Source organism: Tychonema sp. LEGE 07196, assembly GCF_963890365.1.
GTDB lineage: Bacteria > Cyanobacteriota > Cyanobacteriia > Cyanobacteriales > Microcoleaceae > Microcoleus.
The window spans coordinates 21,178-35,248 of record NZ_CAWPRX010000013.1 but is presented as its reverse complement, the minus strand read 5'-3'; the positions used below and the strand labels follow the sequence as shown (position 1 = coordinate 35,248).

Genomic DNA, 14,071 nt, shown 5'->3' with positions numbered 1-14,071 from the left:
GAGGATTGTTGTGTTAATGCAATTGAATTTTCCAAATGGGCGAAAGAATCCTCAGCAAAGTGAATCTCCACAAATCAGGGAAGTAGTTCTTCCGTACTTGTGATGCTAAATCGACTGCTATAAGCTCTTTGACTGCTATGAGCGATCGCAAGATTTCAAATGGGTTCTATGAATACTTCGGACAGTTTTAGATATAGTCGAGTCTCCGAAACCCTTGCTGGCTATATTGTGGGCTATTTTTTCAAGGTTTGAGTCCAGCCCTAAGTTTCCTAAAATGCGTTAAAAATGACAGGGCTTCCTGGCGATCGGCTTACAGGACAGTTGTTTAACTGTCCCAACTATTGTTCTATAAACATATAAAATTAATCAGCGTTAATCTGCGTGAATCTCCGGTTAAAGATTAGTTATATTTTCCCAAACCAAGCAATTTCTTGCTAAACTCTAACCGAGCAGGAAATTTGCAGGCAATAAACGCTATTTATGCCGTACATTACTATCCCTAAACAATTTAGGGAACCTTCCCGGATCGTCAAATCTCAACTATTTTTAAAACCGAGAAGGCTCGCCATTTTTGAAGCTTGCTTGATTGGCTTGGTCGCCGGAATCGCAGGTGTTTTGCTCAAGTCAGGAGTCGGATGGCTCGGCAGTTGGCGAGTAGCTAGCTCCACATTAATTCCAGTTTGGATATTACTCCCCAGCGTCGGATTAGCGGGCGGGTTCCTAACAGGTTTGTTGGTAGAACGTTTAGCTCCCGAAACTGCAGGTAGCGGCATTCCTCACGTCAAAGCTGCTCTCGGCGGAGTCAATCTTGCCTTAGATTTGCGAGTAGCTGTCGCCAAACTTCTCACCACTATTTTAGCAGTTGGTTCCGGTTTATCTTTAGGAAGACAAGGCCCCACCGTGCAAATAGGAGCATCTTTAGCAGGCTGGATCGGTCACTTAATGCCTACTTCCCCAGACTACCGCCGACAATTGATTGCTTGCGGTGCAGCGGCGGGATTAGCTGCGGGTTTCAATGCTCCTATTGCGGGAGTTTTGTTTGTAGTTGAAGAACTTTTGCAGGATGTTTCGGGATTGACATTAGGGACTGCAATCATCGCTTCATTTATTGGTGCAGTTGTCTCGCAACTTTTGGGCGGCGATAGTTTAAACTTGAACCTGCGCGAGTACCCAATAAGTTTTCAAGTTTCCGAAATTCCGTTTTTCATACTGTTAGGAGTTCTAGCCGGAATTTTCGGAGCTTTGTTTAGTAAAGGGATTATTGCCAGCTTGAATTTCAACAAGCGAACCCTAAAATTGTCCTTGCCCGTGCGAATTGCTCTAGCTGGCATAATCTGCGGTTCAGTAATAGCTTTTTTGCCAGAAACTTTTCGCAACAATACAGGTTTGCGGGAGTTCTTGCTGACTGGTGAAGCCAATGCTATAACGAGTTTAACTGCTTTGATAGCTCATTTTTGTCTCACAATTATTTCCGCTGCTTCTGGAGCTCCGGGAGGATTGTTTTCTCCTTCCTTAGTTATGGGTTCTGCCCTAGGTCAGCTTGTGGGGATTTTGCAAGAAAATTCCCTTGGTGTCGGTTTGCCGACAACCTATGCTTTGGCGGGAATGGGAGCGTTTTTTTGCGCGGTTTCGAGAGCGCCGATTACTGCGGTAGTAATTGTGTTTGAAATTACGGCGGATTTCAAATTAGTGCTACCTTTAATGATCTGTTCTGTTGTTGCTTATTTAGTCGCAGAAAAGGTAGACAGCGGCTCGTTGTACAGTCACCTTTTGGAGTTTAACGGTATTCAACTGACGCAGGCAAAAGCTGCTACCAATACTTTGAGCGACTTGCACGCAAACGACGTTATGCAGCGCCGAGTTGAAACTCTGTCGAGCCTGCTGACTTTGGATGAAGTGATGCAGGCTTTTTCGCGATCGCACCACCGAGGCTTTCCAGTAGTAGACGGCGGTAAATTAGTTGGAATTGTCAGCCAAACCGATTTAGCCAATACCAGCAATCGCAATTTTTCCGGAAACTCCCTGCTGAAAGAATTTATGACTGCACAGCCAATTACGGTAAAAGCAAGCGATACTTTAAGCGAAGTTTTGCACAGGCTCAATTACTACCATCTCAGCCGTTTGCCGGTAGTAGAAGGCCGCCATTTGGTGGGAATTATTACCCGCAGCGACATTATCCGAGTTGAATCCGATCGCCTCAGCGGAGAAACAACCCAGGGCCCGCATCCAGAACCTTCCTATGTAGTGTATCAAACCAAAGCTCCCCAAGTCGGCAACGGCAGGCTGTTAGTGCCGCTTTCCAACCCCCAAACAGCGCCGGCTTTGCTGCGGCTGGCGGCGGCCATTGCGCGCGATCGCAATTACGAACTAGAATGCCTGCAAATCATCATCGTACCGCGCAACAGTTCCCCCTCAGAAAGCGCAGTGCGGACTACAAAAAGCCGTCGCCTGCTACAACAAGCCGAGCGAATAATTCGCAATTGGAACTTGCCAGTACACACCCAAATCCGGGTAGCTCACGACGTACCTAACGCGATTTTGGAGACAATTAAGGAGCGACATATAGACTTAATTTTAATGGGCTGGCAAGGCGAATTATCCACAAAAGAACGCATTTTTGGCGATGTTGTAGATACCGTAATTCGGCAAGCTGGTTGCGAGGTAGTTCTGGTAAAATGGAGCAAACAATTATTAATAAAAAGCCACAAAAATGTGTTTTCAACCAGCAGCGACGGGAGAGAATATGCCTCTAAAGAATGGCAGTTAAATGCCGCAAAAGTTGATGAGGCAGAAAATTCTACATTGGCTGCATCAAGTTCATCAGCGACTCCTGAGACAGAACTTTTGTCGCCGAATTCTGACATTCCGGTGCCAGAATTGGGACTGCACACGTTGATGAGCTTGCGGCGCTGGTTGGTGCCAATTCGCGGTGGTTACAAACAAGCTGCAGCTTTGCGCCTGCTACCTGCTTTAGTGGCTGCGAGTTCAGTACCGGAGATTAAATTGTGTCAAATTCACCAGCCTTCTGTTGCAGAACCCTCGCGCGACGAATTAAAGCAAGCTGCGGAGTTTGTTCAGCGCCGGGTTAGGTGTTCGGTAGTCGCGACTGCGGTTTGCGCTACATCGGTTTCTGATGCTTTAATCGATCAGGCTCAGAACGATCAGTGCGATGCGATCGTCCTCGGAGCCAGCCGCGAAGGGCTGTTGAAGCAGGTGATTCACGGGAACATCCCGGAAGCCGTGGCGCGCGGGTGCGACTGTACAGTCATTTTAGTGCGATCGGCCTCTTAGTTATTGCTAATCGAGCTGTTGATTGTTGACTGTTGACTGTTGACTGTTGACTGTTAACAACTAACAACTGAGGGCGGGCACGCACCATCCACCGCCCCTAACAACTAACAACTAACAACTAACAACTAACCAATGACTATGGTTCACTTTAACGTCGGCTTTGAAAACTTTAATTCCTTCGCAGACATTACCCTATCCTTGGCGAAAACATTAGACAAAATGGAAATTCCCATTTCAGTCGCACCATCGCCCATCGCCTCTCACATCACCCGCAATTCCACAGCAGAAGAAAATCACCTACTAGCAAAGTGGATGAACGCCGTACCATCAGATTTATTTCAGATCAAGTGGTCTCATTACTGGAAACCTTATTTTCTCAAAGAACTTAACGGACATCTCAACTTAGAATTTTTTGCCATCAATTACGAATTTACCAGAAACGATGATAATTATGATTACTGGATTTATGATGCAGTCAATAATTCATCCCGCATTTTAGCAGTAAGCGAATATTCTAAAAACGTTTTAATCAAAGCTGGCTGTCCCGCCAAAAAAGTCTCAGTCGTGCCTTTAGGGTTCAATCCTTTAATCTCGCAGCTTTATTCTCCCAAACCGCATAAAACTAAAAACGATGTAAAATATATTCTGCACATGACCAATTCTTATGACTTGTATAGATTTGGCACCGACCTCGCCATTCAAGCATTTTATCAAGAGTTTCAAGATGATCCTAACGTAGAGTTAATTATCAAAGATGGCGGCAAAAATCCTGATGTCATAGTGGAACATCTCGTAAATATCGAAAAGCAATTCGGCAAGTTAAAGCCAAAAGTTCAGATCAGACCTAAATTTTGCAATAAAGCAGAACTAGCTGATTTATACTTATCAGCAGATGCTGTTTTAGCTCCGTTTCGCGGCGAAGGTTTTGCGATTAAAATTTTGGATGCCTTTGCTGCTGGCTTACCCGTCGCCATGACTCTGTACGGAGGGCCGACGGACTACGCCAATACTGATAACTGCTATCCCATTGCTTACGATCTAATTCCCGTTGGAGAGTGTTACGATACTCAGTATCTGAAAATCAGAAATGCTCCTCATTGGGCCGAACCAAATGTTCAGTCTGTTCGCGAGCAATTACGAAAAATTATTGAAGACCCGATGCGTTTTGAGATAGCTCAAAAAGCTAGAGAGACGGCGGATTTATTTAATTGGAAAGCAACGAGCAAAAAATTGCTAAAATTAATGCGAGAGTTGTTTTAGGAGCGGAATTATGGGACTCGAACGCAAAATGTTTAGGGGAATGTTTGCACCTAGCGAAGTCGTACAATTGAAACAGCCTTGTTTTACTCCTGGGCGGTTGTTTGAACCAGGAAAATATAATGCGGCCGATTTGCCGGATGTAGCTTTTGATATGGGTTTAGTAGACCATTTACCCCCAGTCAAAGGCAATAGTCCAGCAAATCTCAACGCCTCGAACCCACAGCCTCAAAACCTTGATGAATAAACTCCCGGTTTGAGGGTTCGGACTTCTGTCAGAAAAATTCAAACAATCAAAAGACCTCTTGCACTCATTCCCAAATTATCGTGAAATAATCTGCGTTTATCAGTGTTTATCTAGCTTAAATCTGCGCTTGAAAAATCGAGTTCGGATTTATGCAAGAGGTCTAGAAACTAATGTCCAAACTGCAAAAAAGATCGAGCCAATTTAACCATTTTGCTCGATTTGGGCAATTAACTCCGTCAAAACCTTACTAGCCTTATCATTTTCAATCTGACAAGTTCCGGCGTTCTGATGACCGCCACCACCATATTTTAACATTAACTCCCCAATATTAGTTTGAGAAGTTTTGTTGAAAATTGACTTACCAACTGCGAAAACCGTATTTTGTTGTTTCAGCCCCCAAAGTACGTGAATTGAGATATTGCATTCGGGGAATAAAGCATAAATTACAAAACGATTCCCTGCATAAATCACATCTTCGTTACGCAAATCCAAAACAACTAATTTATGATAAACTTGGGCGCAGCGCTGTATTTGCTCTTTGAATTTTTCTGATTGCTCGAAGTAAAGATCTACTCTTTCTTTAACATCAGGAAGCTGCAAGATTGAGTCGATAGTATGACTTTTGCAGTAATCAATTAACTGCATCATTAACTGATAGTTGGAAACGGTAAATTCTTTAAACCTGCCCAACCCAGTTCTAGCATCCATCAAGAAGTTTAACAGCACCCATTTCTCCGGGTCTAAAACTTCTTCTTTGGCAAATTGAGCGGAATCTGATTTGTCAACTGCCGCCATCATTTCCTCGGAGATATTGGGAAATTTTGTTTTGCCTCCATAATATTTGTACAGCACTCTAGCTGCTGAAGCTGCATAGGGGTCGATAATGTGATTGATTTTAATTTTTTCGTGTCTGAGAGTTTCGCTGAAATGGTGGTCGAAGGCTAGATAAACTCCTTCAACATAGGGTAAATTGGTGGTAATATCGTTATTTGTTATGTCGATTTTTCCGTCCTGCATATCTTTAGGATGGACGAATTTAATCTCGTCGATTAAATCTAGTTCTTTGAGCAAAACGGCACAGACAAGACCGTCAAAGTCGCTGCGGGTAACTAATCTGTATTTTTTAGTGAGTGGCATATGCTTTGGTGATGCGGAGGAACTGATCACCCGCTAATATAACTTATTACCCGATCGCTAAACAATATGAACGCAGACCCTTACGCTTGGATAGAGAAATCCCTGGACACTGTTCGCCGCGCCGACTGGTATCGATCGCCCCAATCGATCGAAAGTTGCCCTGGCCCTGCGGTAAAATTAGGAAACCGCCGGCTGATTAACTTTGCCAGCAACGATTATCTCGGCCTCGCGGGGGATGACAGGCTAATTCAAGCGGCTGTGGCTGCAACAAAGGAATTTGGTACGGGGGCGACGGGTTCAAGGTTGCTCAGCGGACACCGCGATTTGCACCGACAGCTAGAACAGGCTATAGCTAATTTAAAACAAACCGAAGACGCTTTAGTATTCAGTTCGGGATATTTAGCGAATTTAGGGGCGATCGCCTCGATTGTCGGCAAGCGCGATTTGGTATTATCTGACAAGTACAACCATTCGAGCCTCAAAAACGGAGCAGTGCTCAGCGGTGCAACAGTGCTAGAGTACGATCGTTCCCATCTTGAGGATTTAACAGCCAAACTAGAGCAAAATCGGGCAAAATACCGCAAGTGTTTAATTATTACCGATAGCGTCTTCAGCATGGATGGGGACTTGTGTCCGCTACCGCAGTTGCTAGCTTTGGCGGAACAATTTAACTGCATGGTATTAGTAGATGAAGCTCACGCTACAGGAGTTTTCGGTGCTAGCGGTGCCGGTTGCGCGGAACATTTCGGATGTACGGGATTGCCGCTAATCCAAGTTGGCACCCTTAGCAAAGCTTTGGGAAGTTTGGGCGGCTACGTTGCGGGCTCTGCGGCTTTAATTGACTTTCTCCGCAATCGAGCTGCAACTTGGATTTATACTACAGCATTAACGCCTGCTGACACAGCGGCTGCTTTGGAAGCTGTGAGAATTGTACAGCAAGAACCAGAACGCCGAGTGCGGTTGCAGCGTAATATTGAAACTTTCAAATATTGTGCTACCAATCGACAATTACCAATTAACAACTCCCTCTCCCCAATTTTCAGTTTGCCCTTAAAAGATGCAGCCACAGCTTTAACAGCCGCCACCAAACTCAAGGAAATTGGTATTTTTGCTCCAGCGATTCGGCCTCCGACTGTAAGTGTAAGCCGAATTCGGATTTCGCTGATGGCAACTCACGAGCTCGCACACCTGCAGCAGTTGGTAGAGGCTTTGGAGCAAGTTTTGAGTCTTCAGTCAATGTAGGGTGTGCGCTGCGTACCGCTTGACTAAATATAGTTGAGTTTGTAGGTGCGCGCTTCGCCCTGCTTTAGATTGTGGGAAATGTTAAGATATCGCTATTGACTTATCGCAAATACTGTAGGTTATTGCGATCGATCGCTCCACAAGTGTAAATTTTTTGTAAATTTAGATACTTTTTGCAATTTCGCGCTATATACTAGAAATAGTCGGTACACCAAATTAAATATAAGGAATGTCCATCATGAACACAAATCGCAAAAACGTACAAAAAGTAGCTGAAACCCACCGCGCTAACATTCACAAGCAACTGATGCACCGCATCGAAGTTGCTAGAGCCAGCGGCAATCAAGATTTGGTTCGGGTGCTGGAAGAGGAAATGAAACAGTTGTAAGAAGCTACCACTAGAATATTGCCCGCAGTCTGGTTTAGAGGGTTGTGCGAGAAATGCAGAATTCCCGCAACCGCTATTCGTTAAATTTTCACTTCTCTATTTGTTGATCTAAAAAAACCCGGTTTCATCAAGAAACCGGGTTTTTTTTATTTATTGGAGAGGATTTATGATTGACTTTTGACTGTTGACTGATGGCTGTTAACTGTTGACTGATGGCTGTTGACTGTTGACTGTTGACTGTTGACTGTTAACAACTGCTTTCCTAACAACTAACAACTAACAACTAACAACTAACAACTAACAACTAACAACTAACAACTGCTTTCCTAACAACTAACAACTGCCAACTGACTATTGCCTATCTTCCTCCGACTACAACATTTTTAATTCGCAGGTGGGGGCCGCCGACGCTGACGGGTAAACCGCCTTGGCCACCTTTTCCGCAGCCGCCGTAGGCATAAACTGAGTCGTTGCCGATCGACTCAATATCCTTTAAAGTCTGAAATACGTTGCCGCTTAAAGTAACATCACTCACCGGTTCGGCCAATTTGCCGTCGCGAATCATGAAGCCTTCAGCCGCCGCAAAGGTAAACATTTCGCCGTTGGTTTGTCCTCCCAACATCCGCACTGCATACACTCCTTCCTCAATGTCGCCCACCATTTCGTCAAAAGAATGTGTACCAGATTCGATCGCCGTATTAGTCATCCGCACCAACGGCATAAAAGTAGCGCTCAGGGCCCTGGCATTTCCCGTCGGAGCTTCGCCCATTTTGCCCGCAGTCTCGCGATTGTGCATCCGAGCTGCTAAAACTCCATTTTTGATTAAATGCTTGCACTGAGCGGGCACGCCTTCGTCGTCGTATTTCAGAGTTCCCGGCAGTCCCGGCAAGGTTGCGTCGTCAATTACGTTCAATTGTTCGATCGCCACAGGCTTGCCCAAAGTCAACAATTCCTGCATTTTGGGGTTTTCGTAAATGCCGTCAGCTTCCGATAAATGCCCGAAAGCTTCGTGAATAAATACCCCCGACAAATAAGGGTCTAAAATCACCGGATACTGACCGCCTTTGACCGGTTTTGCGTCTAGTTGGCCGACAGCTCGAACAGCCGCACTTTTAACACGATCTTCAATATTTGTCAACACACCATAGTCCGATCGCGAGTGAATCGACTCAAACCCTTGGCGGACGACACCATCTTCATTGCGGGCGATCGCCCCGAAACGCCCGGTGACATCCAAACGCTCCTGAGCGATCGAAGTACCTTGAGAATTCACAAAATAAGTAATCCCAAATCTGTCGCTATAACCGGCCATTGTCGTCTGAATTCGCGGGTCATAATCTAACAGCAACTGATTGTAAGATTCGAGCAATTTCCGCTTTTCGGCTAAAGTAATAGAGCGCGGATCGCGGCCCAATTCCACCGCTACATAATCTTGAATCGGAGCGACATCTGCTAGTAGAGTTTTTTCGCTCCCAACCAACCGAGACTGAACGACAGCTTCTTCAATCCGAGCTTTTAACTCAGCTAAACCGTTAAAAGTTACAAAACTCCAGCCGCCTTTGTGACAAGCGCGGATGCCGCCGGCGAGACTGAAACTGCGGTTGACAGCATCTAACCCAGGGCCGCGAAAACTAATCGCAGTTGACTCGCTTTGTTCGAGGCGAACTTCTAGATAATCTACTCGATCGCGATAAGGTGCGATCGCTTCCATCAACTGTTCCTGCATCAAATTGCCCCTATGAAGATTTACAGCGCTGAAAAAAATTATTGCTAACCCTATTTTAACCAATAAATCCCGTCTTTCGGGTGGGCGAGTCCGAAGGGGGAGCGGGAGAGGGGAGAACGGGAGAACGGGAGAAGGAATTGAAAGAGCAAACTCACATCTTGCACGCCCGATCGAGAACCTGTAGGGGTGGATTCACCAATAGCTTTAAATTGTGCAGACAGGTTAAATAAACCCGCCCCCCGACCCCGCGCCAGCTCCTTTGATTGGCTGGCGTGCAAGATGTCAGATTTAAGTTAAATGCACAATAGCCTAGAACACAAAACAAACTCGCGCAGGCTTGCCCCAAGCCCCGTATGCCGGAAATTTCGCGTCTGCCTAGAAAAATAGAATTAAAATAAATCTATCTAAAGACTTAGAAATATAGCTTAAGTGTCGGCAAATGCAATACTTTAAGATTAAAAAATTTCAAATTTCACCTTATTTAGCAGCAATTGCCACATCAGTAGCAATTTTGGTCGGAGTTGGCATTTTAGATCGATCGGAACAACAGCGATTTTTGCAGTACAAACGCGCTAGCACGATCGATCGCCTCAGTACAGTCCGTTCTAAGCTGGAAAGCTCTTTGAATTCCCGGCTGTTTTTGATCCGGGGTTTGGTGGCTGACATTTCCAACAACCCAAACATCACCGAAGCCGAATTTGCAGCGACGGCGAGAATTCTGCTGGCACAGCAAACCGGTATTCGCAACATAACTTTAGTTAAAGGCACGACGATTGCTTACATTTATCCGCCGGAGGGAAATAAAAAGGCGATCGGGCTTGACTTGATGGCGGTATCCGAACAGCGACAAATGGTTCAAGATGCGATCGAAACCAGAAAAACTTTGGTTGCCGGGCCCGTGAAATTATTGGAGGGAGGTCTGGCCTTCGTCAGCAGAACACCCATTTTTCTCACACCCTCCGGCGCAGAGCCCGAAACAGGAGTTTACTGGGGGTTGATCGGCGTGATCCTCGATAAAAACTCCCTTATCGAGGAAGCCGGACTCAATGATTCCTCAGCCAACCTGCAATACGCTGTGCGGGGCAAAGACGGGAGAGGAAAGTCCGGGGACGTATTTTTTGGCAACAAGTCGATTTTTCAGAACAATCCCGTGGTTCTGCAAGTGACCATGCCCAACGGTTCCTGGCAGTTGGCCGCAATTCCGGCGGGAGGATGGCCAAAGAATTCGCCGTTGCGGGGGTGGTTGCTGTTTGGTGGCTGCTTGCTGGCTGTTTTCTGCGGGGCGGTGGCCTTTAGTTGGGTCTACGGGCCAGCGAAATTGCGCGCGAACGAAGCTAAGTACCGGCAATTGGTGGAGAATGCTAACAGCATTATTGTGCAGTTAGACAGCGAAGGTAAGATTACTTTTTTTAATGAGTTTGCGGAAACTTTTTTCGGGTATTTAGAATCAGAAATAATTGGCAAAAGTGCGATCGGCACAATTGTAGATTCGGCCGATTTGTCAGAAAATCATTTAGCCGTAATAATTCGAGACTGTGCGACAGAACCGGACAAATACTTTAAACACGAAAATCAAAACATCCGCCGCAATGGCGAAAAAGTCTGGGTAGCCTGGAGAAACCAACCTTTGCTCGATGACGGAGGACGAGCGATCGGGATTCTGTCGGTGGGTACAGATATTAGCGATCGCAAAAAAGCTGAAATCGCCCTGCAAGCTTCTGAATCAGAATTGCTAGCTTTGTTTGCTGCCATGAACGACGTAATTTTTGTACTCGATGTTGAAGGACGCTTCCTAAAAATTGCCCCCACCAGTCCTGAACTTTTGTACAAGCCACGGGCCGAACTTGTCGGACAAAAAACCCGCGATATATTTGAGCCAGAAATAGCAGAAAAGTTTCTGGAGTCAATTCGCCTCGCCCTCGCTACTAATCAAGTCAGTAGTTTAGAATATAACCTGCAAATTGGTAGCGAACAAAGGTGGTTTTTCGCTAACATTTCGCCAATGACAGAAAATACGGTGCTCTTAGTAGCCCGTGACATTACGCAGCGCAAGCAGTCTGAAAATTGGTTGAACGGTCAAAAACAAATTTTAGAAATGATTACTCAGGGCGCTCCTCTCGGCGATACTTTAAATACTTTAATTGAAATTGTCGAACAGCAATCGAGAGATGTCATGGGTTCGGTTTTACTGTTAGATGAAGACGGTCAACATTTTCTGCACGGAGCCGCGCCGAGTTTGCCGGAAAGGTACAACGCTGCTGTTCATGGTGCAGCCATCGGCCCGAATGTCGGTTCCTGCGGTACTGCTGTCTACCGCCGCGAACAAGTGATTGTTACAGATATTACTACCGATCCTTTGTGGGACAATTATCGAGATTTAGCCTTGACTTTTGGACTGAAAGCTTGTTGGTCTAGTCCGATTTTTTCGTCTACAGGTCAAGTTTTAGGCACTTTCGCCATGTATTGTGCCCAACCGCGCGTTCCCCAAAATTTCGATCTGCAATCGATCGAAACTGTCAGGCATTTAGCAGGAATTGCGATCGAGCGCAAACAAGCAGAAGAAAGTCTCAAAAAGCTCAATCAAGAACTAGAAAATAGAGTCGAACGAAGAACAGCTCAATTGCTCCAAACAGAAGAACGCTGGCAGTTAGCGCTCAAAGGCAATAATGACGGTATTTGGGATTGGGACTTACAGACAGGAGAAATCTTCATATCCGATCGCTTTAAGGAAATCACCGGATATGAAGACAGCCCCAATCTCGATTACTTTGACGAATGGAAAAGGATCACGCATCCCGACGATTTAGACTTAGTAATGCAGGCTTTCCAAGACCATTTAGACAAAAGAACACCCCATTACATCATCGAATACCGCTTGTGGTGCTACAACGTCTCCTACAAATGGATACTCTGTCGGGGACAAGCTTTGTGGGGCGAAAATAAAAAAGCAATCCGCATAGTTGGTTCAATTACTGACATTACGGAGCGCAAAGAAGCAGAGGAAGCACTGCGTTTGAGCGAGGCAAAATTCCAAAAGCTGTCGGCTAATTTGCCGGGAACTATTTATCAATGTTTGGTGAGTGCAGATGGATATGTCAGTTTCCCTTACATCAGTCCTGCGGCCAGAGAAATGTTTGAATTAGAACCCGAAGCTATTTTAAAAAATGCGGATTTACTAATAGATTTGATTCATCCAGACGACTCCAAAAGTTATGAGGAATGTATTACTACTTCAGCGCAAACTTTGCAACCTTGGCAGTGGGTAGGACGGCTGGTGTTGCCTTCTGGGAAAATTCGCTGGTTTCAGGTAATTGCGCGTCCTGAAGCTAAAGAAAATGGCGATCTTCTTTGGGACGGCATTGGCATTGATGTGACGGATCGCAAACAAGCTGAGTTAGCTTTGCAAGAGAGCCAGCAGTTCATTCAAAAAGTAGCCGATGCTACTCCCGGTATTTTGTATCTCTACGACTTGGAAGAACAGCGAAATATCTACACTAATAATTCACTACTCGCGCTTTTGGGCTATACCTCTGACGACATTGTAGCGATGGAGTCGTCAATGATGCCTCAGTTAATACACCCCGAAGATTTGTTGAGAATCGTGAAACATCACGCGAGCCTTGTAGAAGTTGAAGATGGCGAAATTAGGGAAATTGAGTACCGGATGCGGGCAGCAGACGGTCAATTTTTGTGGCTGCACAGTCGGGATACTATTTTTAGCAGGAATGCTGACGGTCGGGGTAAGGTAATAATTGGATTTTGCCTGGATATTACGACTCGCAAACAAGCAGAGGAAGCACTGCGACAAAGCGAAGCGCGAGAAAGAGAAAGAGCCGGAGAGTTGGAGTCAGCGCTGCAGTCATTGCGCTCTACTCAATCTCAGCTTATTCAAACTGAAAAAATGTCTTCTTTGGGGCAGTTGGTTGCCGGCATCGCTCACGAAATTAATAATCCGGTGAATTTCATTCACGCTAACATTGATTATCTCAACCAGTATACAAAACAGTTGCTCGATCTGGTGAATCTTTACGAAGACGAGTATCCAGAACCTAATGCAAAGATTGTCGATCGCATTCAAGAGATTGATTTGGACTTCATGGCCGAGGATTTAAGAAAACTTGTGGGTTCGATGCAGGTAGGAACCGATCGCATCCGGCAAATTGTTTTGTCCCTCAGAAATTTCTCGCGGCTGGACGAATCGGCAATGAAGCCTGTGGATATTCATGCAGGAATTGATAGCACTTTGTTGATTTTGCAGCACCGCTTGAAAAGTCACGACAGCCGTCCGGCCATTGAAGTAATTAAGGAGTTCGACAAACTGCCACTGGTGGAGTGCTATGCTAGCCAACTAAATCAAGTGTTTATGAATATTATTGTTAATGGCATTGATGCGATTGAGGAACGCTGTCACAAGTTGTCGGTTTCTGAAGCAGAGAAAAATCCCGGCCGGATTGCTATTTGGACTGGTGTAACGCCTCAAAACACTGTGATGGTGGAAATTTCGGATAACGGTACGGGTATTCCCGATGAGATAGTCGATCGCATTTGTAACCCGTTTTTTACAACAAAGGCTGTTGGGAAAGGTACGGGGCTGGGAATGTCGATCGCGCACTCGATTGTGGTAGAAAAGCACAAGGGTAAGATTGAGTGTATTTCCCAAATGGGACGGGGAACGACTTTTAAGATACAAATTCCGATCGCCAAAACCTAGTCGATTTTAGATTTTAGATTTTAGATTTTAGATTGGTAGGGTGCGTCAGCTCATAGCTGAATTTTCAGGCTG

The 14,071-nt window shown here is 45.4% G+C and carries 8 protein-coding genes; 6 read left to right on the top strand and 2 right to left on the bottom strand.

Annotation, left to right across the window (positions count from 1 at the left end):
* The first annotated feature begins 480 nt into the window (after window positions 1-480).
* The 3 genes from AACV78_RS01450 (at window position 481) to AACV78_RS01440 (ending at window position 4,795) form a co-directional block, all read left to right on the top strand.
* Complete coding sequence (locus AACV78_RS01450; RefSeq protein ID WP_194008453.1) at window positions 481-3,291, top strand: chloride channel protein; 2,811 nt, start codon at window positions 481-483, stop codon at window positions 3,289-3,291.
* Window positions 3,292-3,423: 132 nt separating this feature from the next.
* Window positions 3,424-4,551, top strand: a complete 1,128-nt coding sequence (locus tag AACV78_RS01445; RefSeq protein ID WP_228042034.1) for a glycosyltransferase family 4 protein — start codon at window positions 3,424-3,426, stop codon at window positions 4,549-4,551.
* Between the two features lie 10 nt (window positions 4,552-4,561).
* A complete protein-coding gene (locus AACV78_RS01440; RefSeq protein ID WP_194008452.1) occupies window positions 4,562-4,795 on the top strand; it encodes a hypothetical protein in 234 nt (77 codons plus the stop codon).
* Between the two features lie 201 nt (window positions 4,796-4,996).
* On the opposite strand, the gene AACV78_RS01435 is transcribed toward AACV78_RS01440, so the two are convergent.
* A complete protein-coding gene (locus AACV78_RS01435; protein ID WP_194008451.1) occupies window positions 4,997-5,932 on the bottom strand; it encodes a DHH family phosphoesterase in 936 nt (311 codons plus the stop codon).
* A gap of 66 nt (window positions 5,933-5,998) precedes the next feature.
* On the opposite strand from AACV78_RS01435, the gene bioF reads away from it, so the two are divergent.
* The gene (gene bioF / locus AACV78_RS01430; protein ID WP_194008450.1) at window positions 5,999-7,174 is read left to right on the top strand and encodes an 8-amino-7-oxononanoate synthase; all 1,176 of its coding nucleotides are present in this window, start codon (window positions 5,999-6,001) and stop codon (window positions 7,172-7,174) included.
* Between the two features lie 238 nt (window positions 7,175-7,412).
* Window positions 7,413-7,562: an arginine synthesis PII-interacting regulator PirA gene (pirA, locus tag AACV78_RS01425; protein WP_194008449.1), complete on the top strand. Its 150-nt coding sequence runs from the start codon at window positions 7,413-7,415 to the stop codon at window positions 7,560-7,562.
* A 358-nt stretch (window positions 7,563-7,920) separates the two neighbouring features.
* Here the strand turns inward: pirA and AACV78_RS01420 are convergent, their stop codons facing one another.
* On the bottom strand, window positions 7,921-9,288 hold the full coding sequence (locus tag AACV78_RS01420; RefSeq protein WP_194008448.1) for a TldD/PmbA family protein: 1,368 nt from the start codon (window positions 9,286-9,288) through the stop codon (window positions 7,921-7,923).
* A 439-nt stretch (window positions 9,289-9,727) separates the two neighbouring features.
* On the opposite strand from AACV78_RS01420, the gene AACV78_RS01415 reads away from it, so the two are divergent.
* On the top strand, window positions 9,728-13,999 hold the full coding sequence (locus AACV78_RS01415) for a PAS domain S-box protein (protein WP_194008447.1): 4,272 nt from the start codon (window positions 9,728-9,730) through the stop codon (window positions 13,997-13,999).
* Window positions 14,000-14,071: the final 72 nt, after the last annotated feature.

Bases quoted from the DNA above. Each gene is read 5' to 3' on its own strand.
- AACV78_RS01450 (WP_194008453.1), top strand. From the start codon at position 481: ATGCCGTACATTACTATCCCTAAACAATTTAGGGAACCTTCCCGGATC.
- AACV78_RS01445 (WP_228042034.1), top strand. From the start codon at position 3,424: ATGACTATGGTTCACTTTAACGTCGGCTTTGAAAACTTTAATTCCTTC.
- AACV78_RS01440 (WP_194008452.1), top strand. From the start codon at position 4,562: ATGGGACTCGAACGCAAAATGTTTAGGGGAATGTTTGCACCTAGCGAA.
- AACV78_RS01435 (WP_194008451.1), bottom strand. From the start codon at position 5,932: ATGCCACTCACTAAAAAATACAGATTAGTTACCCGCAGCGACTTTGAC.
- bioF (WP_194008450.1), top strand. From the start codon at position 5,999: ATGAACGCAGACCCTTACGCTTGGATAGAGAAATCCCTGGACACTGTT.
- pirA (WP_194008449.1), top strand. From the start codon at position 7,413: ATGAACACAAATCGCAAAAACGTACAAAAAGTAGCTGAAACCCACCGC.
- AACV78_RS01420 (WP_194008448.1), bottom strand. From the start codon at position 9,288: ATGCAGGAACAGTTGATGGAAGCGATCGCACCTTATCGCGATCGAGTA.
- AACV78_RS01415 (WP_194008447.1), top strand. From the start codon at position 9,728: ATGCAATACTTTAAGATTAAAAAATTTCAAATTTCACCTTATTTAGCA.